The 22,797-nt window shown below is 69.7% G+C and carries 25 protein-coding genes and 4 pseudogenes; 16 read left to right on the top strand and 13 right to left on the bottom strand.

The genetic code is table 11. From position 1 onward, the window contains the following. Window positions 1–17: 17 nt before the first annotated feature. The 3 genes and pseudogenes from ACFZBT_RS03575 (at window position 18) to ACFZBT_RS03565 (ending at window position 3,007) form a co-directional block, all read left to right on the top strand. Window positions 18–1,298 carry a VWA domain-containing protein gene (locus tag ACFZBT_RS03575; protein WP_391097926.1) on the top strand — a complete coding sequence of 427 codons (1,281 nt, stop codon included), beginning with the start codon at window positions 18–20 and terminating at the stop codon, window positions 1,296–1,298. Beyond that, complete coding sequence (locus tag ACFZBT_RS03570) at window positions 1,298–2,101, top strand: hypothetical protein (protein WP_391097925.1); 804 nt, start codon at window positions 1,298–1,300, stop codon at window positions 2,099–2,101. Before ACFZBT_RS03575 ends, ACFZBT_RS03570 begins: the two co-directional genes overlap by 1 nt. 116 nt (window positions 2,102–2,217) lie before the next feature. Beyond that, window positions 2,218–3,007: pseudogene (locus ACFZBT_RS03565) on the top strand (transposase family protein). 33 nt (window positions 3,008–3,040) lie between these two features. Here ACFZBT_RS03565 and ACFZBT_RS03560 read toward each other — a convergent pair. Beyond that, window positions 3,041–3,445 carry a RidA family protein gene (locus ACFZBT_RS03560; protein WP_318216609.1) on the bottom strand — a complete coding sequence of 135 codons (405 nt, stop codon included), beginning with the start codon at window positions 3,443–3,445 and terminating at the stop codon, window positions 3,041–3,043. Window positions 3,446–3,913: 468 nt separating this feature from the next. Between ACFZBT_RS03560 and ACFZBT_RS03555 the strand changes: the two are divergent. Continuing rightward, window positions 3,914–4,018: pseudogene (locus ACFZBT_RS03555) on the top strand (IS5/IS1182 family transposase); the annotation flags it as partial. Between the two features lie 47 nt (window positions 4,019–4,065). Here ACFZBT_RS03555 and ACFZBT_RS03550 read toward each other — a convergent pair. Further along, window positions 4,066–4,692 carry a winged helix-turn-helix transcriptional regulator gene (locus tag ACFZBT_RS03550; RefSeq protein ID WP_391097924.1) on the bottom strand — a complete coding sequence of 209 codons (627 nt, stop codon included), beginning with the start codon at window positions 4,690–4,692 and terminating at the stop codon, window positions 4,066–4,068. A gap of 89 nt (window positions 4,693–4,781) precedes the next feature. Between ACFZBT_RS03550 and ACFZBT_RS03545 the strand changes: the two genes are divergently transcribed. After that, window positions 4,782–5,990 carry an aminotransferase class I/II-fold pyridoxal phosphate-dependent enzyme gene (locus ACFZBT_RS03545; RefSeq protein WP_391097923.1) on the top strand — a complete coding sequence of 403 codons (1,209 nt, stop codon included), beginning with the start codon at window positions 4,782–4,784 and terminating at the stop codon, window positions 5,988–5,990. A gap of 32 nt (window positions 5,991–6,022) precedes the next feature. On the opposite strand, the gene ACFZBT_RS03540 is transcribed toward ACFZBT_RS03545, so the two are convergent. After that, a complete protein-coding gene (locus ACFZBT_RS03540) occupies window positions 6,023–6,304 on the bottom strand; it encodes an ATP-binding protein (RefSeq protein ID WP_376387104.1) in 282 nt (93 codons plus the stop codon). A gap of 253 nt (window positions 6,305–6,557) precedes the next feature. Between ACFZBT_RS03540 and ACFZBT_RS03535 the strand changes: the two genes are divergently transcribed. Continuing rightward, a complete protein-coding gene (locus ACFZBT_RS03535) occupies window positions 6,558–7,796 on the top strand; it encodes an RNA-guided endonuclease TnpB family protein (RefSeq protein WP_391097922.1) in 1,239 nt (412 codons plus the stop codon). A 10-nt stretch (window positions 7,797–7,806) separates the two neighbouring features. Next, window positions 7,807–7,938 (top strand): annotated as a pseudogene (locus ACFZBT_RS03530) (Scr1 family TA system antitoxin-like transcriptional regulator); the annotation flags it as partial. A gap of 84 nt (window positions 7,939–8,022) precedes the next feature. Here ACFZBT_RS03530 and ACFZBT_RS03525 read toward each other — a convergent pair. After that, entirely contained in the window at window positions 8,023–8,907 is an 885-nt protein-coding gene (locus ACFZBT_RS03525) for a winged helix-turn-helix transcriptional regulator (protein ID WP_391097921.1), read from the bottom strand. 129 nt (window positions 8,908–9,036) lie between these two features. Here ACFZBT_RS03525 and ACFZBT_RS03520 point away from each other — a divergent pair, with 129 nt between their 5' ends. The 9 genes and pseudogenes from ACFZBT_RS03520 (at window position 9,037) to ACFZBT_RS03480 (ending at window position 15,637) form a co-directional block, all read left to right on the top strand. After that, window positions 9,037–10,293, top strand: a complete 1,257-nt coding sequence (locus ACFZBT_RS03520; protein ID WP_391097920.1) for an MFS transporter — start codon at window positions 9,037–9,039, stop codon at window positions 10,291–10,293. Window positions 10,294–10,449: 156 nt separating this feature from the next. Beyond that, the gene (locus ACFZBT_RS03515) at window positions 10,450–11,088 is read left to right on the top strand and encodes a hypothetical protein (RefSeq protein WP_391097919.1); all 639 of its coding nucleotides are present in this window, start codon (window positions 10,450–10,452) and stop codon (window positions 11,086–11,088) included. Between the two features lie 93 nt (window positions 11,089–11,181). After that, window positions 11,182–11,604, top strand: a complete 423-nt coding sequence (locus ACFZBT_RS03510; RefSeq protein WP_189721349.1) for a thioesterase family protein — start codon at window positions 11,182–11,184, stop codon at window positions 11,602–11,604. 244 nt (window positions 11,605–11,848) lie between these two features. Next, window positions 11,849–12,649, top strand: a complete 801-nt coding sequence (locus ACFZBT_RS03505) for an inositol monophosphatase family protein (RefSeq protein WP_391097918.1) — start codon at window positions 11,849–11,851, stop codon at window positions 12,647–12,649. 411 nt (window positions 12,650–13,060) lie between these two features. Beyond that, window positions 13,061–14,416, top strand: coding sequence for an MFS transporter (locus ACFZBT_RS03500; RefSeq protein ID WP_391097917.1), 1,356 nt, complete (start codon window positions 13,061–13,063; stop codon window positions 14,414–14,416). 158 nt (window positions 14,417–14,574) lie between these two features. After that, window positions 14,575–14,808 (top strand): annotated as a pseudogene (locus ACFZBT_RS03495) (transposase); the annotation flags it as partial. Window positions 14,809–14,896: 88 nt separating this feature from the next. Continuing rightward, the gene (locus ACFZBT_RS03490; RefSeq protein WP_391097916.1) at window positions 14,897–15,082 is read left to right on the top strand and encodes a winged helix-turn-helix domain-containing protein; all 186 of its coding nucleotides are present in this window, start codon (window positions 14,897–14,899) and stop codon (window positions 15,080–15,082) included. An 88-nt stretch (window positions 15,083–15,170) separates the two neighbouring features. After that, window positions 15,171–15,350, top strand: coding sequence for a hypothetical protein (locus ACFZBT_RS03485; RefSeq protein ID WP_391097915.1), 180 nt, complete (start codon window positions 15,171–15,173; stop codon window positions 15,348–15,350). Between the two features lie 8 nt (window positions 15,351–15,358). Next, window positions 15,359–15,637, top strand: coding sequence for a hypothetical protein (locus ACFZBT_RS03480; protein ID WP_391097914.1), 279 nt, complete (start codon window positions 15,359–15,361; stop codon window positions 15,635–15,637). Here ACFZBT_RS03480 and ACFZBT_RS03475 read toward each other — a convergent pair. The 9 genes from ACFZBT_RS03475 to ACFZBT_RS03435 all read right to left on the bottom strand — a co-directional run bounded on the left by ACFZBT_RS03475 (window position 15,625) and on the right by ACFZBT_RS03435 (window position 22,783). Next, window positions 15,625–16,038 carry a hypothetical protein gene (locus ACFZBT_RS03475; RefSeq protein WP_391097913.1) on the bottom strand — a complete coding sequence of 138 codons (414 nt, stop codon included), beginning with the start codon at window positions 16,036–16,038 and terminating at the stop codon, window positions 15,625–15,627. The genes ACFZBT_RS03480 and ACFZBT_RS03475 overlap by 13 nt on opposite strands. Before the next feature lie 223 nt (window positions 16,039–16,261). Continuing rightward, window positions 16,262–16,837 carry a hypothetical protein gene (locus ACFZBT_RS03470; protein WP_391097912.1) on the bottom strand — a complete coding sequence of 192 codons (576 nt, stop codon included), beginning with the start codon at window positions 16,835–16,837 and terminating at the stop codon, window positions 16,262–16,264. A 241-nt stretch (window positions 16,838–17,078) separates the two neighbouring features. Then, the gene (locus tag ACFZBT_RS03465; RefSeq protein WP_391097911.1) at window positions 17,079–18,461 is read right to left on the bottom strand and encodes a solute carrier family 23 protein; all 1,383 of its coding nucleotides are present in this window, start codon (window positions 18,459–18,461) and stop codon (window positions 17,079–17,081) included. Between the two features lie 216 nt (window positions 18,462–18,677). Beyond that, window positions 18,678–20,057 (bottom strand): 8-oxoguanine deaminase, encoded by a 1,380-nt coding sequence (locus ACFZBT_RS03460; RefSeq protein ID WP_391097910.1) that lies wholly within the window; start codon window positions 20,055–20,057, stop codon window positions 18,678–18,680. 108 nt (window positions 20,058–20,165) lie between these two features. Continuing rightward, window positions 20,166–21,089, bottom strand: a complete 924-nt coding sequence (pucL, locus tag ACFZBT_RS03455; protein WP_391097909.1) for a factor-independent urate hydroxylase — start codon at window positions 21,087–21,089, stop codon at window positions 20,166–20,168. Between the two features lie 6 nt (window positions 21,090–21,095). Continuing rightward, window positions 21,096–21,500, bottom strand: a complete 405-nt coding sequence (gene uraH, locus ACFZBT_RS03450) for a hydroxyisourate hydrolase (RefSeq protein ID WP_391097908.1) — start codon at window positions 21,498–21,500, stop codon at window positions 21,096–21,098. Window positions 21,501–21,531: 31 nt separating this feature from the next. Beyond that, complete coding sequence (gene uraD / locus ACFZBT_RS03445) at window positions 21,532–22,041, bottom strand: 2-oxo-4-hydroxy-4-carboxy-5-ureidoimidazoline decarboxylase (RefSeq protein WP_391097907.1); 510 nt, start codon at window positions 22,039–22,041, stop codon at window positions 21,532–21,534. Window positions 22,042–22,169: 128 nt separating this feature from the next. Further along, window positions 22,170–22,535, bottom strand: a complete 366-nt coding sequence (locus ACFZBT_RS03440) for a helix-turn-helix domain-containing protein (protein ID WP_189721355.1) — start codon at window positions 22,533–22,535, stop codon at window positions 22,170–22,172. Continuing rightward, entirely contained in the window at window positions 22,532–22,783 is a 252-nt protein-coding gene (locus ACFZBT_RS03435; RefSeq protein ID WP_184588829.1) for a hypothetical protein, read from the bottom strand. Before ACFZBT_RS03435 ends, ACFZBT_RS03440 begins: the two co-directional genes overlap by 4 nt. Window positions 22,784–22,797: the final 14 nt, after the last annotated feature.

The raw sequence follows: 22,797 nt of genomic DNA, 5'->3' as shown, positions 1-22,797 counted from the left end.
CTCCATAAGATCCGCCGATGATCACAAGTAAACGACTGGCGGCGGGCGTCTGTGCCCTGCTCGCCGCGCTGACGGCCGGGACAGCCTTCCCGGCCGGAGCGGCCGCCGGTGAACCCACGGGCCAGGCCGCCCCCAAAGTCGACCTCGTCCTCGATGTGAGCGGCTCGATGCGGGCGCGGGACATCGACGGACAGTCGCGGATGGCCGCAGCGAAGCAGGCGTTCAACGAGGTGCTCGACGCGACGCCCGAGGAGGTCGAACTCGGCATCCGCACCCTGGGCGCCGACTACCCGGGCGACGACCGCAAGACGGGCTGCAAGGACACCGCGCAGCTCTACCCGGTCGGCCCGCTGGACCGCACCGAGGCCAAGACGGCCGTCGCCACACTCACCCCGACGGGCTGGACGCCGATCGGCCCCGCCCTGCTGAAGGCGGCCGACGACCTCGACGGCGGCGACGGCTCCAAGCGCATCGTGCTGATCAGCGACGGCGAGGACACCTGCGCTCCGCTCGACCCGTGCGAGGTGGCCCGCGAGATCGCGGCGAAGGGCATCGGCCTGACCATCGACACGCTGGGCCTGGTGCCGACCGCCAAACTGAGCAGGCAGCTGAGCTGCATCGCCGAGGCCACCGGCGGCACCTACACCTCGGTGGAGCACCAGGACGAACTCACCGACAAGGTGAACCAGTTGGTGGACCGGGCGGCCGATCCGGTGGTGACGCCGGTCGCCATGGAGGGCGCGTCCCAGTGCTCCGAGGCTCCGACGCTGAAGTCCGGGCTGTACACCGACCGGGAGGAGTTCGGGCAGCAGCGCTGGTACCGGGTGGAGGTCCTGCCGGGGCAGGAGCTGCGGGCCTCGGTGAGCGTGGCGGCGGACCGGGCCGTGAATCCCGCCTACGGCGTGCTGCTGCGGGCCGTGACGGGCAAGGGCCGGGAGATCGTGCGCGGCGAGGCGGCGGGCAACGGCCGTACGGACGTGATCTCGACGGGCCTCAGATACCCCGAGCCCGAGCGCGACGACACCGACAGTGACAGCGACAAGCCGGCCGCGGAGACCGTGTGCCTGGCGGTCACCCACTCCTTCTCGGCGGCCTCCGGTGTGAAGACCACGCCCGGGCTGCCGCTGGAGCTGACCGTCGACGTCGTGGACGGTCCCAGCCAGGCGGGCGACGTGGCCTCCTTCGGCCTCGGCCGCGGCTGGTGGCTGCTCGGTGCGCTGATCCTCACCGGCTTCCTGGCCGGTCTCGTCTGGGGCTGGCTCTCGCGCTGGCGGATCGCGGTCTGGAGGACCAACTGATGCGAGTGATACGTGCGTTGAGCGCCGCGCTGCTGACGCTCGGGCTTGCGGCCGCTCCCGCCGCGGCGGACTCCTCGCCGAGCCCGTCGCAGGACGCGTCGGAGAAGTCGGCACCCACCCGGGCGGGCACATCCTTCCGTACCGCGACGGAGATCGAACAGGGGCAGCGGGCCACCGCGAGCGGCTCCACCGGCGACTACCTGTACTGGTCGTTCCCGGCCGACACCGGGCAGCGCCCCACCGTCACGGCGAAGGTGAAGCTGCCGGAGACCCACGCCCCGCAGACCTGGCAGATCGACGTCTACGACGGTCTGCGCCGCCGCCAGGCATGCCAGTACGGCGCGCAGACCCGCACCGCCGCCTCGGACGCCGCCTCCGTGGAACTGGCCTGCGTGCTGCGCACGGTCCGCGCCTGGTCGGAGCCCTGGGCGAACGACCCGCTGCCGGGTACGTACTACATCCGCGTGACGGCGACCGGCGTCGCCGCCTCCGACCTGGGACTGCCGGTCGACTCCGAAGTACGGGTGGACTCCAAGGACATCGGCGGATCCGCGGCGGTGGACGGCTCGCTGGCCGAGCCGCTGGTGCCGGGGATCGCGACGAGGTCCGGGGCCGGGGACGAGGAGGAGTCCTCGGCGGTCCTGGCAGGGCTCGAACCCGAGGACGGCTGGGCGTCGGGCTGGTGGTCGGACCGGTGGGTGTGGACCGCGCTGGGCGGGGCGCTGGCCGCGCTGGCGGGTGTCGCCGGGTACCGGCTGACGCGGGGCTCGGGGCGGCCGCCGGGTGTGCCGCCCGCCGCCTGACCTGAAGCCGAACCGGACTGAACCTCTTCCATCCTGCCGTGCATGGGTGAAACGGGCTGGTCAGCGGTGGTGGTGACGCGACGGAGCCCTTGGTCGTTGGCGTGGTGATCTGACTCATCACACCGGCGGTCGATGGCTCTGTTGGTTCCGTAGCCTTCGATGCTCGACGTCCCGTATGAGCTGGTCGAGCATGTCTCCTGACTCATCCACGCTGGAAGGCGTGAACTGAACTCGCCGTGGGGAGGGTTCGGTTGCTTCAAGCACGACCTGCTCGTCCCGGCCCACCTCCGGAAGAACGAAACGTTCGCCCAGCTCGCGGCCGGGTTCGGCGTCTCGGAGACAACCGCCTGGCGCTACGTCGACGAGACCCTGGAGGTCTTCGCAACGTGGGCACCGGGCCTGCACGAGGCCCTGACCGGGCTGGGCGAGGGCGACTTCGTCATCGTCGACGGCACCCTGATCCCCACCGACCGCATCGCCTCGGACGAACCGCACTACTCCATGAAAGACCGCGGGCACGGCATGAACGTGCAGGTCATCGCCCGTCCCGACGGCACACCGCTGTGGTTCTCCCGGGCCACGCCGGGCCACACCCACGACCTGACCGCGGCCCGGGCTCACGGCACCGTCCAGGCCTGCCTCACCAGAGAGATTCTCGTCCTCGCGGACCGCGCGTATCAGAGTGCTGGCGCCACATTCGGCACCCCGTACCACCACCACCGCGAACAGCCCGAGCACTACCAGCAGTTCAACCGCGACCACGCCCGGCTGAGAGATCCGGGAGAACGCGCCTTCGCACAGTTGAAGACCTGGCGACTGCTACGGCGAGCCAGATGCTCCACCCGCCGCGTCAGCACCATCGTCCAAGCTGTCCACACGCTGCTGACCTGCAACTATCCAGGATGAAAGAGGCCGAAGGAATCAGGCCGGCCTTCTCACCTATGGCTTCACGTCGAGACGCACGAGCGCGCCGATCTCCACGAGTTGGTCCGGCAGGGCCAAGTCGGAGACTCCCATGACCGTGCTGGTGGGCCGGTGCTCCCCGAAGTACTCGGCGTGAAGGCGTGCTGTCGTGTCGAAGTTCTCCCGCAGGTTCCTCACCAGAACCGTCGTCTCCACTATCTGGCTGCGCTCGGCTCCGAACTGCCTCAGCACCAAGTCCAGATTCTCCAGCGTGGTACGGACCTGCAGTTCGAAGTCGCCGGCACCCACGAAGTTGCCGTGACGGTCATGAGACAGCTGCCCCGACACGTAAACCGTGTCACCGACCTGGGTGGCCTGGCTATACCCGTACAACGACTCCCACGGCATGCCAAACCCGAATGCCTTCACCTGAGAACTCATCACTCACTCCTCTGATACGGCGCGCGGGGCCGTAGTTGCAGGCAGGCCCCTTACGTGTAGAAGTTACGGGTCCGTACAGGCGACGCTTGTCTGGTAGCGCCGCCCGAGTGTTCTCTGCGCGCACAAAATTGACTGCAGTGGCTCCTCCAGGCGCCGGTGCGATGAGGGGAACCACCACGCCGACGACGAGGCCCTGCCTCCTCACCGCACCCATCAGCCAGGCCGTTTCACCCTCCGGCACAGGACGAAAGAGGCTCAGTGGACCTCTTTCGTCCTGTGCCGGAAGGGTGAAACGGCCTGGTGGGCGGGAGTGTGACAGGGCAGGGCCCCTGGTCGTTGGCGTGGTGATCTCACTCATCACACCGGCGGCCGAGGGGCTCCGTTGGTTCCGTATCCTTCGATGCTCGACGTCCCGTATGAGCATGCCTCCTGGCTCATCCACGCTTGAAGGCGTGAACTGAACTCTCCGTGGAGACGACCCGGTTGCTACGGCGAGCCAGATGCTCCACCCGCCGCATCGGCACCGCCGTCCAGGCCGTCCACACCTTACTGACCTGCAGCTATTCAGGATGAATATGCCTCATTCGGACTCGGAAGGCCCGCTTCGTGCGGGCCTTCTGTCATGTGTCGCGCAGCGCCTTGGCGAGCGTGTCGTCGCCGCTCACCTCGACCCGGCCCTCCCTGACTGCCTGGACCAGGCTCAGTTCGCCCCGGCCGATGGCCGTACACGTGGCGGTATCCAGGACCAGCCGGGCGTCGGGCTCCCCGGGTGCGGGTCCGTCTCCGTACACGGGCCCTTCCCCGGCACCGGCATAGAGATGGAAGTACCCTTCCTCCAGCCGGACTTCGACGAGCCCGTCCCCGTCCAACTGCCGCAGCAGAGGCAGGGCGAACCAGTGTGCCCGGACCGCGTCCGTCGGCCGCCGCTCCCCCAGTTCCGCCTGCCCCCACTCCCCCAGCGCCTGCAGCACTGGCAGCAACTCCCGCCCACGAGGCGTGACTTCGTACACGCTCGCCGCGCCGGGCGGAGGCAGCCGGCGCCGGGTGGCGAGGCCGTCGCGCTCCATGTCCTTCAGCCGCGAGGCGAGTACGTCCGTGCTGACGCCGGGCAGGTCCGCGTGCAGGTCGGTGTAGCGGCGGGGACCGGCGAGGAGCTCCCGGACGATCAGCAGGGTCCAGCGGTCGCCGACCAGGTCGAGCGCGCGGGCGGCGGAACAGTACTGGTCGTAGCTTCGGCGAGGTGGCATGCGACGCAGTCTAGACAAGTTGTTGGACTTTCCAAGCAGCTACTTGGTAAAACCAAGCAACACCAATCGGCCCGAGGGGAAGCGCGCGCATGGAGTTCCGGCAGTCGAGCAAGCTCAGCGAGGTCTGTTACGAGATCCGCGGCCCGGTCATCGAGCACGCCAACGCGCTGGAGGAGGCGGGTCACAGTGTGCTGCGCCTGAACACCGGCAATCCCGCGCTCTTCGGCTTCGAGGCGCCGGAGGAGATCGTCCAGGACATGATCCGGATGCTGCCGCAGGCGCACGGCTACACCGACTCACGCGGCGTCCTGTCCGCCCGCCGGGCGGTGGCACAGCGCTACCAGACGCTGGGCCTGGAGGTCGGCGTCGACGACGTCTTCCTCGGCAACGGCGTGTCGGAACTGGTGTCGATGGCGGTTCAGGCCCTGCTGGAGGACGGCGACGAGGTCCTCATCCCAGCCCCGGACTTCCCCCTCTGGACGGCGGTGACGACCCTCGCGGGCGGCAAGGCGGTCCACTATCTCTGCGACGAGCAGGCCGACTGGTACCCGGACCTGGACGACATGGCGTCGAAGATCACGGACCGCACGAAGGCCGTGGTCATCATCAACCCGAACAACCCCACGGGCGCGGTCTACCCCAAGGAGATCATCGAGGGCATCCTCGACCTCGCCCGCCGCCACGGCCTGATGGTCTTCGCCGACGAGATCTACGACCAGATCCTCTACGACGACGCCGTGCACCACTCGGCCGCCGCGCTCGCCCCCGACCTGGTGGTCCTGACCTTCTGCGGCCTCTCGAAGACCTACCGCGTGGCGGGCTTCCGCTCCGGCTGGCTGGTGGTCACGGGCCCGAGGCAGCACGCCAAGGACTACCTGGAGGGCCTCACCATGCTGGCCTCCATGCGGCTGTGCGCCAACGCGCCCGCCCAGTACGCCATCCAGGCCGCGCTCGGCGGCCGGCAGTCCATCGGCGACCTCACCGGGCCGGGCGGGCGGCTGCTGGAGCAACGGGACGTGGCCTGGGAGAAGCTCAACGAGATCCCGGGCGTGACCTGCGTGAAGCCCAAGGGCGCGCTGTACGCCTTCCCCCGCATCGACCCCAAGGTGCACGACATCCACGACGACGAGAAGTTCGTCCTCGACCTGCTCCTGCGGGAGAAGATCCAGGTCGTCCAGGGCACGGGCTTCAACTGGCCGACCCCGGACCACTTCCGGATCCTGACCCTGCCGCACGCGGACGACCTGGAGGCGGCGATCGGGCGGATCGGGCGGTTCCTCGGCGGATACAGGCAGTAGGGAAGCCGTCCCGCCGCCGGGCCCACCGACAGTCATCTCAGGGGGACTTCGCACCAGACGGTCTTGGTGTACGGGTCTCCGCCAGCCGTTCCCCAGTGCGTGGACAGGGCTTCGACGAGGAGGAGGCCTCGGCCGGAGTCCTGGTCCGGGGAGGGCGGGCGGAGTGTGCCGGGGGCGGGAGGACGGCGGTCGGGCCGTGCGTCGGTGGCTTCGATGCGGAGTGCGGGATCGTCCGCGTGGAGGGTGAGGCGCAGCCGGAAGTCACGTCCCCTGACCTGGCCGTGGCGGACCGCGTTGGCGGCGAGTTCGGCCACGAGCGACGTCGCCGTGTCGTTGGCGTCTGTGCCATACGGCCAGTACCCCAGGGCTTCAGCCCTGGGAGGAATCGCATCCTCGTGATCGCCCGGGGAGCGCCGTGATATCGCTCGTGCGTGCTCGGCCGCGAAGCGGGCGATTCCGTGTTCGGGGGAGCCGGCGCTGCGTCCACGCGGTGGCGCGTTCACTCGGCCGGGTGAACCGTGATGAACGCACGGCGGGCAGTCGTACACGTGCGTAACTTTGATGATCGTGAAGTTGATCGTGCAGGTGAAGCTGCTGCCGACGCCCGTGCAGGCGGCGGCACTCGAGGCGACCCTGCAGGCGTGCAACGAGGCTGCCACCTGGTGCAGCCGGGTCGCCTTCAACAAGGACGTGAAGCGCAACTTCGCCTTGCGGGAGCACACCTACGGCGAGATCAAGGCCCGGTGGAACCTGGGGGCACAGGCCGCCCAGCACGTAATCAAAAAGGTGTGCGACGCATACGCGACGCTGAAGGCGAACCTGAGAGCCCAGATCCTGGGCAGGCCCGGCTCCAAACGCCACCGCTGGGCCACCGAGAAGCCGATCGCCTTCCGGCCCGAGGGCGCGCAGCCCTACGACGACCGGATGCTGTCCTGGCAGATTCCCGAGCGGCGGGTCTCGATCTGGACGGTGGCGGGCCGGGTCAAGGACGTGGCCCTCACCGCCTCGCCGGAACAACTGACCACACTGGCCCTGTACCGCAAGGGCGAGTCCGATCTCGTGTGCCGCGACGGCATGTGGTTCCTGCTGGCCACCTGCGAGATCCCCGAGGCACCGCCGAACACCGATCCGGTGGACTTCCTCGGCATCGACCTGGGCATCGTCAACATCGCCACCACCAGCGACGGCGAGATCATGGCCGGACGCGACCTCAACCGCACACGGCTGCGCGAACGCACGCTCCGGACCAAACTGCAGAAAAAGAACACCCCGTCGGCCAAACGCCGCCTGAAGAAGCGGCGGCGCAAGGAAGCACGGCGGGCAAAGGACATCAACCACAAGATCGCGAAACATGTGGTGGCCGAGGCAGAACGCACCTCGCGCGGAATCGCCCTGGAAGACCTGACGGGCATTCGTGAGAGGGTACGGCTTCGAAAGCCCCAACGGGCCACCCACTCCAGCTGGTCCTTTCACCAGCTGGGGCAGTTCATCGCGTACAAGGCCCGCCGGGCGGGGGTCCCGGTGGTGCACGTCGATCCGGCGTACACCTCGCGCACTTGCGCCGAGTGCGGGCACATCGACAGGGCGAACCGGGTCTCCCAGGCCTGGTTCGCGTGCCGGTCATGCGGATTCGTTGATCACGCGGACCGGAACAGCTCCCGCAACATCCGCGCCCGTGCGTGGGAGTTGTGGCGACGCGGGGCCCAGTCAACGGCCCCTGCCCCACCACCGCGCCAGCGGGACGGGGCTGGACGCAAACGAAGCATCACCGCCAGTGATGCCCGTTGTGCAAGCCCGTCGCTTTAGCGACGAGTAGTTGACTTTCGTCCTGGAAGAGGTGACGCTGCGCCGTCCGCTCGGGGGCAGAATGGTGATGCGGAAGCAGCTCGAACACCTGTTGGGGATCGGACAGCGGCGGAACGTGGAGATCCAGGTGATGCCCACGGAACCTCTTTCATCTCGTCCGCCGCCGATCACTGACGTACGACCCACTGACGCCCCGCGCCCGGTTCCGTACCGGGCCCGGGGCCCGTCAGCTCCCCGCCGCCACCCGCCGGACCACCGCCAGCGCCTCGCGCACCGCGCCCGGGATGTCCGTCACCGGGAAGCGGGCCTGACGCACGACGCGTTCGCGGTCCACCACCAGCACCGCCCGCTTCAGCCGCAGTGTCTGCCCGGCACGGAAAACCGGGAGGCGCAGAGCGGCGGCGAGGCGCAGGTCGACGTCTGAGAGCAGAGTGAAGGGGATGCCCTCCTCGACCGCGAACACCCGCTGCTCGTCCGGGCGTTGCGTACTCACGCCACGCACCTCGGCACCCGCCGCGCGGAAGTCGTCGTACGCGTCCCGGAACAACCGGTTCTCCAGCGTGCAGCCGATGGCGCCCGGGATGTCGGCCCACCCGTCCGGCAACGGACCCGGGCGACCGGTCGCCGGGTAGCAGAACAGCACGGTGGCCGCGGCCTCGGCCACCGGGTCCAGCGAGTCACCGTCCCGGTGCCCCGGCAGTTCGAGAGTCGGCAGCCGCTCACCCACCAGGCCCGCCACCCGCAGCGCCTCCGCGCTCTCCTCGTCGGCCGTGCCGCTCAGCGAACCGTCACCGAGCAGCCAGCGGTCCGCCCAGTCCTGCATCGAGACCAGCACGGGCAGCAGCCCCCGCCCGCTCTCCGTCAGCCGGTACTCGTACCGCACCGGGCCACGCTGATACGGCACCTTCTCCAGGATCTCCGCCTCCACCAGGTGCGCGAGGCGCTCGGTCAGCACCTTCCGGGAGATCCCCAACTCCTCCTGAAGCACGTCGAACCGGTGGTGCCCGCGTGCGGCCTCCCGAACCAGGAGCAGGCTCCACCAGTCGCCGACCACCGCCGCCGCCTGCGCGATCGCACAGGCGGCGTCCCGCTCGGGCACCGACCTGACCATGGGTCTCCTGTCTCGCGGATCCGACTTCCGGGCTTGGAACCATCTTGCGCCATGGGGTCAGTTCCGGATAGGAACTGGCTTGCGGTCGAGTAAGTTCCCGAAAGAGACTCACTGAAGGGTGGGCATCGAATGAGCGAGACGCCGACGGTCCCGGAGCGCGATCTCCACAGCACTCACAACGCGACTCCGCCTCCGGCCGTCTTCTGGCGTTACTGGGCCGCCGCCACCGTCAGCAGCGCGGGCACGGCCGTCACCGCCCTCGCCCTGCCCCTGGTCGCCCTCACCGTCCTGGACGTCACCGCGTTCCAGGCCGCCCTGCTCGCCGCCGCCGGACAGATCTCCTGGCTGCTGCTCAGCCTCCCGGCCGGAGTGATCGCCCAGCGTGTCCCGCTCCGGCACCTCCAAGTCACCCTCGATCTCGTACGGTTCAGCGCCGTCGGATCGATCCCGCTCGCGTGGTGGCTCGACCGGCTCACCTACCAGCACCTGTTGCTCGCCGCTCTGGTCACCGGCGCCGCGACCGTGCTCTTCGACATCGGCAACTCGACCTTCCTGCCCGCCATCGTCCCGGACAAGCAGCTCGCCGCCCGCAACAGCCTGATGTCCGGCACCCACGCCGTCACCGAGACCGGAGGGCCTTCCGGGGGCGGCCTCCTCGTGCACGCCGCGGGCCCGGTCGGCGCACTGCTCGTGGACTCGGCCAGCTACCTGCTCTCCGCCGTGCTGCTGCATACCCTCCCTGAGCGCCGTCCCGCTCCGCCCTCCGGCGACGGCACCCTCCGGCTGATCCGCGAGGGCTGGACGTATGTGACGAGGCATCCGGTGATGCTGCCCTGCATGCTCTGGGCCACCGTCACGAACTTCGTCTGCGCCGCCCTGGTCGCCCTCACTCCCCTGTACCTGGTCCGGGAGGCCGGACTGACGCCCGCACAACTCGGCCTGGTGCTCGCCATGGACGGAGTGGGCGCGCTCGCGGGATCCGCGGTGGCGGTCCGGCTCACCCGGCGGTTCGGCACGGCCCGGGGCCTCGTCGGTACGGCGTTGGCGGGCGGCGCTGCCGCCCTGCTGGCCCCGCTGACCACATCCGCCGCCGACGCGTACTGGTTCGCCCTGGGCAATGCCGGCTTCGCCTTCGGCGTCGCCATCGGGTCGATCACCACCCGCACCCACCGCCAGACCGAGTCTCCGCCCGCGCTTCTCTCCCGGGTCATGGCCACCGTCCGCTTCGTCTCCTGGGGCGCCCAGCCCCTCGGGGCCCTCACCGCCGGCCTGCTCGCCACGTACGCGGGGACGCACGCGACTCTGTGGATGGTGTGCTCAGCCGCCCTCCTGCCGCCGCTGTACCTGCTCACGGCACCCGTGGGCCGCCGCCGGGACCTTGTCTGACACGGACGTCCCGAGCCCCGGCTCGCAGCGGACCGTGCCTCCGGGGGTGAGGAGGGGTGAGGAGTGGTCCCGGCGGGGATTGTCAGTGGCGGGTCGTAGCCTTCGAGCAGGTGGGGCGAGTGCCCCGGGCCGGTCCGAGGCGGAGAGGAGCTCGCCGTGACCCGACCGCCGACCGCCGCGCAGCGGCGTGTCATCGACGCCGCCGACCCGGTCACCGGGCGGCTCAGAGGCACGGAGGCGCAGCTCGCGGCGCTGGTGAAGCGCGGTCTTGCCTTCCGGCATCCCCGGCCGCCGCACGATCACTTTCTGACGCCGGAGGGGCATCGGGTACGGCAGGGCGTGACGGGGGCGCCCGAGCCGGCCGGTGAGGCCCCCGCTTCGGCGGGCGTCTTCGCGGCGCGCGTCGGGGGCGAGGAGACGGCGGCGGAAACCGGGCGTCCGGCCCGGCGCCGTGAGGTGCACAGCGCCTGGCAGGGTCTGCTGGAGCTGCGCCGGATGACCAATACGGACGGGGCCACGGACCGGCCGTGCGGCTGGGAGCGTACGCATCTGATGGAGGCCGCCGCGCTCGCCCTGGAGGCGGCCGGGCAGCACCCGGCCGGGCCAGGGCCCGGCGCCTCCGGGTATCGCGTGCGGACGACCCCGCAGCCGGAGGCCGTGGCCGTGTACGAGCCGGACGGCGAGGCGCTGCGCGCCTGCGCGGCCACGTTGGAGGGGGCAGGCTGGCAGGTGAGCGAGCACCGGGAACCGCGCACCGGAACCCGGTATCTCCTGGCTTCGCCGCGCCGAGCGTGATGAGCATGCCAAGATCGGGGATCGTTGTGCGCTGCACGAGAGTCCGGTGCGAGAAAGTCCGGTGCGAGAAGTCCGGTGCGAGAGGGGAATGCCGTGAGCGAGCCGTTTTCCGTCCCTGTGACCGTCCGCGGGTACGAGACCGACGTACAGGGTCACCTCAACCAGAGCGTGTACCTGAACTACGCGGAACACGCCCGCTGGTCGCTGCTGCACGCCGCGGGGATCAGCCAGTCCGCGCTCACGGGAACCGGCGTGGGCCCGGTGGCCCTGGAGACGACCATCCGCTACAAACGGGAGCTGCTCGCGGGCGACGAGGTCGAGGTGACCTGCGCCTTCGACTGGGGCAGCGGCAAGACGTTCCGTATCGAGCAGACCGTCCGCAAGACCGACGGCACGGTGGCCGCCGAGATCACGGCGGTCGGCGGCATCCTGGATCTCAAGGAGCGCAGGCTGGTCGCCGACCCCGCGAAGGTCTTCAAGGAACTGGCCACGGACCCGGGCTTGTTCGGCCTCTAGGGCCTGTCGTTTGGATCACGGCGCAGGGAATCGGCAGCACTTCTTCGACGCCGGTGAGCGGGGCCTGGTGCGTGCAGCTGCAAGGCGGAGGAGGGAGTCGACGCGGAGCGTCGGCGACCGACGAGAACGCGGCAGATGTGCGTGCCAGGCCCCGCGTCTGCGGCGTGATCCAAACGACAGGCCCTAGTGCTCTGGCCGGGAAGGTTCGCCGGGGCGATGGCTTCACCTCGATAATCTGCACTGCGTGATCGACTCATACGCGGGTTCCGATGACGCTGCAGTCGCGATAGCCGGGGCGCGGGCTGGCGCGGACGTGGTCCGCAACATGTACAGCCAGCGACTCAGCCGCATTGACAAGGGTGCCGGGGACTTTGCCACTGCCGCCGATGTGGCGGCAGAGGAGGCGATCCTCGGCGTCATCCGTGCCGCACGGCCAGATGATGCGGTGCTCGGCGAGGAGGGCGGGCAGCAGGGTGCCGCCGACACTGTCCGCCAGTGGTTGGTGGATCCCCTGTGCGGCACGCTCAACTACGCCGTCGGCAACATGCTGGTGGCCGTCAATGTGGCGCTGGGCGATGGGGCGGCGGCGGTGGCCGACCCGTTCAGCGGCGAGGTGTTTTTCACCGACGGGGAGATCGCCTGGGTGCGGCATGACGGGGCCGACGACGCACTGCTGACGCCCACGCCGGCCACCCGATTGGTGGACGTCAACCTGGATCCGCCGTTCCCGAGTGCGCCGGGATTCCGGGCCGTGGATCTGCTGGCCCGCCCTGAGTTCGTCGAGCGTTTCCGGCCGCGCGTCGTGTCCACGACGCTGGCGCTGGCCTGGGTGGCTGCCGGCAAGCGCGCCGCGTATGTCACCGATGGCGGCGACCTCTCCGGGAGCGTGCATTTCGCGGCCGGTATCGCGTTGTGCCGGGCTGCTGGCTGTGTTGTCACCGGGATCAACGGTGCCCCGGTGGGCGAGGCGGGTCGTGGGCTTGTGGTCGCCGCCGACGAGGAGACCCACGAGCTGCTGATGTCGATGATGCGCAGCCGAAGCTAGTGGTGCGACCGCGTGCACCTCGTCATGGGCGTTTAGAGGTCGCGCGGACAGGTGCTCCGCGGCGACGAGCTCCCCGTGCCCAGGAAGTTTTGGCGAACGGGCCTACGAGTGAGGACATGAGACGGTAGGCAAGGGCCTGACCCGGTGTCTCCCTCCCTGGTAACGTCCGCGGTATGTCTGCTGCTTCGTGCGCGGCCGCTTGCGCCGCAGTGACCAGGACGTCCCGCTAGCGGCGGGACGTTCGGCTCATATTCTTCCTGGACGTCCAACCGCTTCGTGATCAGACCGGAGCGGCACGTTCGTGCTGCTCAGAACTTTCTCTGAGCGACGGAGTACCTGATGTTCCCAGGCATCCTTTCTTCCAGCGGGCGCAGCCCGTCCCCAGTACGCGCGTGGCTGGTGCTGTGCGCGATGTCCATGCTGCAGTTCTTCATCGCGGTCGACGTGACCGTGGTCAACATCGCCCTGCCCTCGATCGGCGCGGACTTCGGCGTCGACGGTCACGCTCTGACCTGGGTCGTGGTCGGGTACGCGGTCACCGGTGGCGGGATGCTGATGCTCGGTGGCCGACTGAGCGACTTGCTCGGGCGGCGGCGGGTACTGCTGCTCGGCACCACCCTGTTCGGCACCGCGTCCTTGCTGGCCGGCCTGGCCCCGACGTTTGCCCTGATGGTGATCGCGCGCCTGCTGCAGGGCGCCGGTGAAGCCGTCGCGTTGCCCGCTGCAATGGCCACGATCGTCCTGATGTCCCCCGAAGGCCGCCGTCGGTCACGGGCCCTGAGCGTGTGGGCGGCGGTGGCCAGCTGCGGTCTCGTGCTCGGATTCGTCCTGTCCGGAATCATCACTGCCCACCTGGGATGGCGGTGGATCTTCCTGATCTCGGTCCCGTTCGTCCTGATCGTGCTGCTGGCAGCCGTCTTCCTGGTCGAGGCTGACCGGCCCGTAGCCAAGGACGCCCCGCCGCTGGACCTTCACGGCGCGCTGCTGCTGACCGCCTGCCCGCTGCTGTTCACCTTCGGTGTGGTCGAGGCCGGCGAACCCGGAACCCCGGTATGGGTGGTCCTGGGGGCACTGGCCGGAGCGGTGGCCGCCGGAGTCCGGTTCGTGCGGGTCGAGGCACGCTCACGCAACCCGCTGTTGCCGCTGCGCTTCTTCACCAACCGCACGCGTGTGGCGGCCAACCTGGTCACAATGCTGCTGAGCGGGGCGTTGTCGACCTCGTTCCTGCTGTTCACCTTCTACCTGCAGGACCGGTTGGGCATCGGCCCGCTGGGCGCGGGCCTGACGATGCTGCCTTTGGCGCTCTCGCTGATCGTGTTCTCCATGCTCGTGCCTCGGCTGCTGGGCCGCTGGGGAGCACGCGCGTGCGTGCTTGCCGGCATCGGGTTCACCGCGGCCGCGATGGCCGCGATCGCGCTCATTTCGGCCCAGCAGGCAGGCGGGATGGCGATGATCCCGGCCATGCTCCTGATCGCGGCCGGGATGGGGTTCGGCCTCGTGGGGCTCCAGTACCTCGCGGTCAGCGGCGTCACCGAGGACGACGCCGGGGTCGCCTCGGGCGTCCAGCGTGCGGCTGACCAGTTGGGCGGTGCGACCGGGGTGGCAGTCTGCGTGGGGATCGGGTTCGCCCCCTCCCTGCACTCCCTCGACCCGTTCCTGGTCGCCACCTCGCTGGCCGCCGTGGGGCTCGTGACCGGTGCGGTCGTGGCCTGGCGCATGCCCGCACCCGCATCCGCAGCAGACCTGCAGGAGGAACAGGCCGGGTGACCTTCGCCCGCTGGGGTGTGCCGCCCTGATTGCCGAGGCGGCGCACCCGGCGGGGATGAGCGGATCGCCGATGCCCTCTTCGACCGGCTGCACCGCCTGGCGCTGGAGGCATACGTCGAGGCCATCGGCCTCGACCTTGAGAACCTGGTAGTGGCCGGTTGCATCGTGAAAGCCCGGGTGGTGGCCAGAACACTGGGCGCGGCCCGGTGGACCGAGGCGAGAGCGGTCTGAAGCGTTCGGTACTGGTCGACGGCGGAGGCTTACCGCTGGGGTGGGTTCTGACTGGCGCGAACCGCAACGACTCGCCGCTGTCGCGCCCCACCCTGGAGACCCTGCGTCTGTTCGGGTTCCGTTTGTCCCCGTCAACCACGGTGCACCTGGACGCCGGCTACGGGCCGCAGCCCAACAAAGCGTTGCTGGAAGTGGACGCTGGCGCGGGTCAAGATACTGATCGGTCGACTGATCCACGTTTCGTACCCGGTGGAGGGCACGTGGCGGCTGCTGAAGCGGCACGGCTGGTCGTGGCAGCAGCCCACCCGTCGGGCGATCGAGCGCGACGATGCGGCGGTTGAGCTGTGGAAGAAGGAGGTCTGGCCGCAGGTAAGAGCTGTGCGGCGGCCTGCAACGGCTGGATCGTCTTCGAGGATGAGGCCGGCCAGTCGATGACCCCGCCGCGCTCTCGTGGGGGCGGATCCGCCGGCCCCCGGTCGTCCGGGGCCGAGGCCAGGGCTCCGGACGGGTGTCGACGGCGGGTATGACCTGCTACAAGCCGGGCGAGCGGTCCCGGCTGATCTACGCCATCCGCGAGTACCGAGGGCGCGAGGGCGAGCCGAAGGGCTTCGGCTGGCGGGACTTCCGCGACCCCTTGGCGCGTGCCCGCATCCAGCTCTGTGGGCCGATCGTGCTGGTCTGGACAACGTCCGCCTCCACCTGACCGCTGGGATGCGGGAGTTCATCGCCGCGAATACCGCGTGGCTCACCGTGTTCCAGCTGCCCACCTACGCGCCGGACCTGAACCCGCAGGAGGGCATCTGGATCGCTGGTCAAGCACGACCTCGGCAACCTTGCGGCAGCCGACCTGGGCCAGATCACCAGGGCCGTGAAGCGCAGGCTCAAGCGGATCCAGTACCGCCCGGACTTCGTCGACAGCTGCCTTGCGGGCACCGGCCTCATCACGGACGACTGACCGGCGCTGCGCTGCAGAATCGTCAGTCGCCGTAGTACCGGTCGTAGGAGGCAGAGCGCTCCTCCACTGAGAAGCCCTCGAATTCACCGTTCGCCTCGAGCTCGCGCAGTCGATCCAGCGCCCCCGCCGCAGCAGGTGCACGGTTGGCCGAGAGGTGGGCCTTCGTCGCGTCGAGCCCGTGCCCAAGCAGGAATTCGATGTCGATCGAGCACGCTGCGTCGAAGCTGGCTTGCTTCGCACTCCAGATCAGGAGCACGTCGTCGAGGTCGCCGCTGTTGAACAGCTGGAAGCAGCAGAGCCTCATCAGCTCGGTGTCGCCCTCGCCCTGGGCGCGTCGTTCACGCGCCGTGTGCTCTCTGAGGAGTGCGCGGACCTCGTCGAGATCCGCGCCGACGGGGCGAAGCCCGTAGCGGCGCCAGCTTTCCTCGGCATCCATCGCTGGTCTCCTTGATAGCCGGCCCGGCCCGTGGCCTGTCGGCCCCGCCCATCGCCGTTCGGTCTGGCTTTGTAGGTGAGTTTCAAGAACGTCTGTTGCTCGGTGGGGAGACGCGCTATTCGGTCGAGGAACGATGCTGCCGAGTTCCGAGAGCGCTCGGGTGCTTGCATCAAGGTCGCGGCTGTGCCTGTGGATGAGCGGGGCGCGAGCCGGCCCCGATCATTCACGCCCCGTCCGCCGCGGCCGGTGCGTCGCGCCGCAGCCACGCTATGGCATCCAGGCGTTGCTCCGGCATGTCCTCGGCCTGGCTCGCCTCGTAGTCGATCAGCCTGCGCACGGGCTCGGTGTCACCCGGGTTGGGCACCGCCAGAGAGCTGATGCCGCCCTGCCAGGTCGTCCCGACCACGGAGACCGTGCTGTCGAGCGAGAGCATCGAGAACTCGGGACGTCCGGCTCGCGAGCCGAGCAGACAGTGGTCGAATCCGAGCACGGACCTTCCCCGGCGGATCCCGCACGCCGCGCCCATGACGTCCCAGTCGTCGAGCAGACGCACCCGACGCCAGACGTAGGGCTGGCGCAGGTCCACCCTTGGGTTGTAGCGGTGGGCGGGCAGGGCAAGCAGGAACTCGCGGTCGGCGTCGAACAGGCCGAAGGAGGTCGCCAGCTCGTACCAGCCCCGGTTGGCCTGGCCAATGAGGTCCGGTTCCCCGAAGCCGACGTAAGCGTCCCGCCGACCCGTCTCCCGACCGCAGCCGACCGTCGCGACCACGGCGAACACCGGCAGGGGAGCCTCCGGCACGCCTCCCTCAAGCACCTCCAAGCCCGCCCGCCTCAGTGGCTCGAAGACCTTCCGACGCATCTCCTGCCTGCCCACGCCCCCCCTTACAGCCGATTGATCACCACCGGAGAATACGGGCTGCGCGGAGCGACACCGGGAGCGGGCGGCTCCAGCCAGCGGGAGCACGGTCTGGTGGCTGACCGCTCCACCGTGGCACGTGCTGCTGATTCCCACCCCTATGCGGTCACAGCACCAGGCGCTCTCATGACGTGGCCGGGGCCCGGCTCGCGTCGGTGATCTCCTCGCCCGCCTCCATGGGGTGGGTGACGTCCCGCGCGTCCTTGTTGCCCAGGTGGTTGAAGACCAGGTTGAGCAGGACGGCCGCCACGCATCCCGTGGAGATGCCCGAGTCCAGGACGATCCGGACCGTCTCCGGGAAGGCGTGGTAGAACTCCGGCGCCGTGATGGGGATGATGCCGACGGCCAGGGAGACGGCCACGATCAGGACGTTGTTGTCCTTGTCCAGGCCGGCCCTGACCAGGGTCTGGATGCCGCTGGCCGCGACCGATCCGAACAGCACCACGCCCGCCCCGCCGAGCACCGGGCGCGGTACGACGGCGATCAGGGACGCGGCCATGGGGCAGAGGCCCATCAGCACCAGGAAGCCGCCGCCGGTGGCGACGACGTACCGGCTGCGGATCCTCGTCATGGCGACCAGGCCGATGTTCTGCGCGAAGGCGCTGCACATGAAGCCGTTGAAGAGCGGGCTGATCGCCGAGCCGAGGGTGTCGGCGCGCAGACCGGCCGCGATGGTCTTCTCGTCGGCCGGGCGGTCGACTATCTCGCCCAGCGCCAGCATGTCGGCGGTCGATTCGGTCATCGAGACCACCATCACCACACAGAGGGAGATGATCGCGGCCGGCTGGAACTGCGGGGCGCCGAAGTGGAACGGGGTCGGGAAGCCGATGACGGCCGCGTCCGCGACCGGGCCGAAGTCCGTGGCGCCGAACGGGATCGCTGTCAGCGTGCCGGCGACCAGGCCGAGCAGCACCGCGATCTGCTTGACGAAGCCGGTGGTGAAGCGGCGCAGGAGCAGCACGATCAGCAGGGTGAGGGCGGCCAGTCCGAGATTCGTCGCCGAGCCGTAGTCGTGTGCCGCAGGGTCGGGTCCCTGCGCCCAGCCGAAGGCGACCGGGAGCAGGGAGATGCCGATCAGGGTGATCACCGTCCCCGTCACCACCGGCGGGAAGAAGCGCACCGCCTTGCTGAAGAAGGGGGCGGCGATGAAGCCCAGGAGTCCGGCGACGATGACCGCGCCGAAGATGATCGGCAGGGCGTCGGACTTGTCCTCGGTGGAGGCGACGATCGCGGTCATGGGGGCGACACCGGCGAAGGTGACGCCGTTGACGAAGGGCAGCCGGGCGCCGATCTTCCAGATGCCCAGGGTCTGCAGGAACGTGGCGAGGCCCGCTGTGAACAGGCAGGCGCCGGTGAGGAAGGTCAGGTCGGTGGCGCTCAGGCCGATGGCCGCGCCGACGATCAGGGGCGGGGCGACGACTCCGGCGTACATGGCGGCCACGTGCTGGAGGCCGGTCGTCGCCATCTTGAGCGCGGGGAGTTTCTCGTCAACGGGGTGGTCGGCCACGGCGGCTTCCCTCCGGTCGGTTACACGGCCGCGCCGATGGCGTCCGTGGGTGTCAGGGAGGTGGTGCGGGTGGTCGTGCGGGACCGGACATGCGGGTGACGGGGACCGTTCCGGGGCGCACGCATCCGCGCGCCCCGGAGACGGCGCCGTGGTCCCCGCTCGGGTCCACGGCCACCGGCCGGGAGCCGTCCCTCCCGGCCGGAGTCATCGGGGTGTTCAGCCCTGCGCGGCGATCCTCGCCAGCCGCTGGGCCTCGTCCCGCGTCGAGCGCGCGATGGCGTCCTCGTCGGCCGTGAGCAGCCGCCCGTCCTCGACGATCTGCCGGCCGTCGACGAAGGAGGCGGTGACCGGGGCCGCCGCGCCGAAGACCAGGGCGGTCACGGGGTCGGCGATGGAGGCGTGGGCGACCGTGTCGAGCTTCCACAGGACCAGGTCGGCGAGCTTGCCCGGCTCCAGGGAGCCGGTCTCCGCCGCCCGGCCCAGGACCTGGGCGCCGCCGTAGGTGCCGAGGCGCAGGGCCTGGCGGGCGTTCAGGGCGGCTTCCCGGTGTGGGCCGAGGCGGTTGATGAGCAGGGCGTTGCGCAGCTCGGTGTGGAGTTCGCCGGACTCGTTCGAGGCGGTGCCGTCGACGCCGAGGCCGACCGGGACGCCGGCGGCGAGCATGTCGGGGACGCGGGCGATCCCGGCCGCGAGGCGGGCGTTGGAGGAGGGGCAGTGCGCGACGCCGGTCCTGGTCCGGGCGAAGGCGGCGATGTCGGAGTCGTTCATGTGGACGCAGTGCGCCATCCACACGTCCTCGCCGAGCCAGCCGGTGGACTCGAAGTAGTCGGTGGGGCCCATGCCGAACAGTTCGTGGCAGAACTTCTCCTCCTCCACGGTCTCCGAACCGTGGGTGTGGAGCCGTACACCGAGGCGGCGGGCGAGCTGGGCGCCGTCCCGCAGCAGTTCGGTGGAGACGGAGAAGGGCGAGCAGGGCGCGACGGCGACCTGCGTCATGGCGCCGAAGGAGGAGTCGTGGTGCTGCCGCACGGTCTCCTCGGTGGCGGCGAGCGCGCCGTCCAGGGTCTCGACGGCGAAGTCCGGGGGCAGGCCGCCGTCCTTCTCGCTGCGGTCCATGGAGCCGCGGGCGAGGGTGAAGCGGACGCCCATGTCGCGGGCGGCGCCGATGATCGCGCCGGACAGGTCGCCGGAGCCGTGCGGGAAGACGTAGTGGTGGTCCATGGCGGTGGTGACGCCGCCGCGCGCCATCACGGCGAGCGAGCCCTGGGCCGCCGCGCGCACCATCCGCTCGTCGACGCGCGCCCAGACCGGGTACAGCGCGACCAGCCAGTCGAAGAGGTTGTGGTCCGTCGCCAGGCCCCGGGTGATCCACTGGTAGAAGTGGTGATGGGTGTTGATCAGGCCCGGGGTCACGAGGTGACCGGAGGCGTCGATACGGCGTACGACGTTCTCCAGGCCCTCGGGGGCCGTGCCCGCGCCGAGCGACTCGATGCGGTTGCCGGCGAGGACGACGTACCCGGAGGCGTACTCGGTGTCGTTCGCGTCGACGGTCGCGATCGCGCAGTTCTCGATGACGATGCGCCGGTCTGCTGCCATGGTTCGTCCTTTGCGCTGTGGTGGAGTGGGCACGGCAGGACCCCGGAAGTTTGAGTGCCGTGGCCGGAGAGACGGGTTCCCCGGCCACGGGTGCCGAAAGAGGAAGCGTCAGAGGTTGGTGAGGTCCACGGGGATGCGCGGCTCGCAGCCGTCCCGCAGGATCGTCGCCTCGATCAGGCCGTAGGGGCGGTCGGCGGCGAAGTACACCTCGTTGTCGTTCTTCAGGCCGAACGGCTCCAGGTCGACCAGGAAGTGGTGCTTGTTCGGCAGGGAGAAGCGGACCTCGTCGATCTCGCCGCGGTTCTCGATGATCCGCGAACCCATCTGGTACAGGGTCTGCTGGAGCGACAGCGAGTACGTCTCGGCGAAGGCCTGGAGCATGTGCTTCTTGGTCTGCTCGTAGGACTTCTCCCAGTGGGGCATGCGCTGGTCGTCGTCGGTCCAGTTGAAGCGCCAGCGGCCGGAGACCTGGGTGGCCAGGATGCGGTCGTGGGCCTCCTTCAGCGTCGTGTACTTGTCCTTGACGTAGCCCCAGAACTCGGAGTTGGTCGAGTTCATCACGACGAGGTCCTTCAGACCGGAGATCACCTCCCACCGCTCACCGTCGTAGGTGATCTGGGTGAGCCGTGTCTCCTGCCCCTTGCGGACGAAGGAGTGCTTGACCTCGTCGGCGCCGATGAACCGGGAGTTGGCGTCGGCGGCCTCGATCCGCTCCCAGGCGTACTCCTCGATGCGGATCCGGGCCGTCCTGATCGGCTCCTGCGAGGTGACGAAGTGGCGGGCGAGGTGGATGCCGAACTGCTCGGCGGACTCTATGCCGTGCTCCTTGGCGAAGGCGTACACCGTGTTCTTGGTGGTGTCGGTCGGCAGGACGTTGGCGTTGGAGCCGGAGTAGTGGACCTCCTCCATGTCGCCGCTGAGCGACACGGACACGTTCAGGTCCTTGATGTGGTGGGTGGCGCCGTCCCGCGTGATCTTGACGACTCGGTTCTCGGCCTTGCCGTACTGGTTCTGTCCCAGGATCGTGGGCATCTTTAGCTAGCTCCCTCGGTATACGGAGTAGCCGAACGGGTTGAGCAGCAGCGGTACGTGGTAGTGCTCGCCCGGTACGACGGCGAACGTGATCGCCACTTCCGGGAAGAACACACCGGCGCCGCTGTCCCGATTCGCGGGGGCGTCCTGCTGCGCATCGGCTTGCGTGTTCGCAGATTTCTCGAAGTAGGGCTCGACGGCGAAGTCGAGCCGTACGTGGGTGGTGCCCTCCGGCAGGGCCGGGAGGTCCTTGCACCGGCCGTCCGCGTCGGTCGCGGAGCCGCCGAGCGCCTGCCACCCAGCGTCCCGGCCGCTCCGGGCGGAGAGCTGGACGGCGACGGCCTCGGCGGGGCGGCCGACGCTGGTGTCCAGGATGTGCGTGGACACGGAGGCGGTGGTGCTGGTGCTCATGGTCAGGCGTCCTCTTCAGTCTTCCCCGACTTCAGTCTTCTTCGACGAGGCGGGCGAGCCGGATACGGTTGATCTTGCCCAGCTCGGTGCGGACGATCTCGCGCTCCGCCTCCGGCGGGTTGCCGATCCGTTCCCTGACCGCGTCGCGCATCTGCTCGCCGGTCCGGCCGGTGGCGCAGATCAGGAAGACATGGCCGAACTTCTCCTGGTAGGCGAGGTTCAGCTCCAGCATCTCCGCCTTGAGCGCGTCGGAGGCGCCGGACATGCCGCGCTGCTCCCGGGCCGAGGTGGGGTCGCCGGGCTTGGGGCGGCCGATGGGCGGGTGGCCGGCCATCGCCTCCTCCAGGTCCGTGGCCGTCAGCTCCGCCATGGCGGCGTCGCTCGCGGCGTACAGGTCCTCGGGGGTGGCGTAGGGGCGGGCGGCGAGCAGTCGCTTCGCCCACGCCGTGCAGGCGCACGCCTCGTGGAGCGCGGTGCGGGCCGCGTGCTCCTCGACGGTGTTGAACCGGGCCAGGCCCGGCGGCGTGGAAGGGGAAGTCACGGGAGCCTCCGTGGCCGGATACGGCCTTCGTGCTGAACGGGCGTGCCGATAGCTAACGCCCTCCCGCGACGACACGTCAACAGTTTGTTGAAAATTCGCGCCGAGGATGACGAGGGGACCGAGGCCGGTCAGGCCCCCTTCTCTCGGTTCAGGTAGTTGTAGACGGTGAACCGGCTGACGCCGAGGGCGCTCGCCACGGTCTCCACCCCGTGCCGTACGGAGAAGGCGCCGCGCGCCTCGAGTATCCGCACGACCTCCTGCTTCGCCTTGCGGTCCAGATCGGCCAGCGGGCCCTTGCGGCGCTCCATCGCGGCGAGGATGTGATCGAGGGAGTCGGCGAGCTGCGGCAGCCGTACGGCTACGGCGTCGCTGCCCTCCCAGGCCAGGACGACGTCGTCGGGGCCGGCCTCGTCGGGCGGGATCATCTCGCCGCCCATGGCGTCGACCAGGGGCTTGACGGCGGCGATGAACGGCTCGTCCCCCGCGCCGCTCATGCCTCGCCCTCCTCGGCCACGTTGACCTGGAGCGAGATCCGGGTGGCGCCGGCCTCCAGGGCCTTGCGGAGCAGGGCGTCCACGGCGGTGAGCACCGCGTCGGCACCGCCCTCCGCGGTGTTGCCGAACGGGCCGACGTCCACGGCGTCCAGCTCGGCGGCCTCCACGACCTCGCGGGCCACCAGCGCGTGCGCGGGTGCCTCGTCCAGGTCGAAGGGCTCGGTCGTGAACTCCACTCTCAGTCGCACGCGCTCAACCTAAC

It is taken from the genome of Streptomyces sp. NPDC008137, assembly GCF_042957035.1.
Classification (GTDB): domain Bacteria; phylum Actinomycetota; class Actinomycetes; order Streptomycetales; family Streptomycetaceae; genus Streptomyces.
Note: the sequence above shows the minus strand (reverse complement) of the source record. Positions and strands in the feature narration are given on the sequence as shown.

What these genes read in the sequence shown, in the direction of transcription:
- ACFZBT_RS03575 (WP_391097926.1), top strand. Translation starts at nt 18, where the DNA reads ATGATCACAAGTAAACGACTGGCGGCGGGCGTCTGTGCCCTGCTCGCC.
- ACFZBT_RS03570 (WP_391097925.1), top strand. Translation starts at nt 1,298, where the DNA reads ATGCGAGTGATACGTGCGTTGAGCGCCGCGCTGCTGACGCTCGGGCTT.
- ACFZBT_RS03560 (WP_318216609.1), bottom strand. Translation starts at nt 3,445, where the DNA reads ATGAGTTCTCAGGTGAAGGCATTCGGGTTTGGCATGCCGTGGGAGTCG.
- ACFZBT_RS03550 (WP_391097924.1), bottom strand. Translation starts at nt 4,692, where the DNA reads ATGCCACCTCGCCGAAGCTACGACCAGTACTGTTCCGCCGCCCGCGCG.
- ACFZBT_RS03545 (WP_391097923.1), top strand. Translation starts at nt 4,782, where the DNA reads ATGGAGTTCCGGCAGTCGAGCAAGCTCAGCGAGGTCTGTTACGAGATC.
- ACFZBT_RS03525 (WP_391097921.1), bottom strand. Translation starts at nt 8,907, where the DNA reads ATGGTCAGGTCGGTGCCCGAGCGGGACGCCGCCTGTGCGATCGCGCAG.
- ACFZBT_RS03520 (WP_391097920.1), top strand. Translation starts at nt 9,037, where the DNA reads ATGAGCGAGACGCCGACGGTCCCGGAGCGCGATCTCCACAGCACTCAC.
- ACFZBT_RS03500 (WP_391097917.1), top strand. Translation starts at nt 13,061, where the DNA reads ATGTCCATGCTGCAGTTCTTCATCGCGGTCGACGTGACCGTGGTCAAC.
- ACFZBT_RS03485 (WP_391097915.1), top strand. Translation starts at nt 15,171, where the DNA reads ATGACCTGCTACAAGCCGGGCGAGCGGTCCCGGCTGATCTACGCCATC.
- ACFZBT_RS03480 (WP_391097914.1), top strand. Translation starts at nt 15,359, where the DNA reads ATGCGGGAGTTCATCGCCGCGAATACCGCGTGGCTCACCGTGTTCCAG.
- ACFZBT_RS03475 (WP_391097913.1), bottom strand. Translation starts at nt 16,038, where the DNA reads ATGGATGCCGAGGAAAGCTGGCGCCGCTACGGGCTTCGCCCCGTCGGC.
- ACFZBT_RS03460 (WP_391097910.1), bottom strand. Translation starts at nt 20,057, where the DNA reads ATGGCAGCAGACCGGCGCATCGTCATCGAGAACTGCGCGATCGCGACC.
- pucL (WP_391097909.1), bottom strand. Translation starts at nt 21,089, where the DNA reads ATGCCCACGATCCTGGGACAGAACCAGTACGGCAAGGCCGAGAACCGA.
- uraH (WP_391097908.1), bottom strand. Translation starts at nt 21,500, where the DNA reads ATGAGCACCAGCACCACCGCCTCCGTGTCCACGCACATCCTGGACACC.
- ACFZBT_RS03440 (WP_189721355.1), bottom strand. Translation starts at nt 22,535, where the DNA reads ATGAGCGGCGCGGGGGACGAGCCGTTCATCGCCGCCGTCAAGCCCCTG.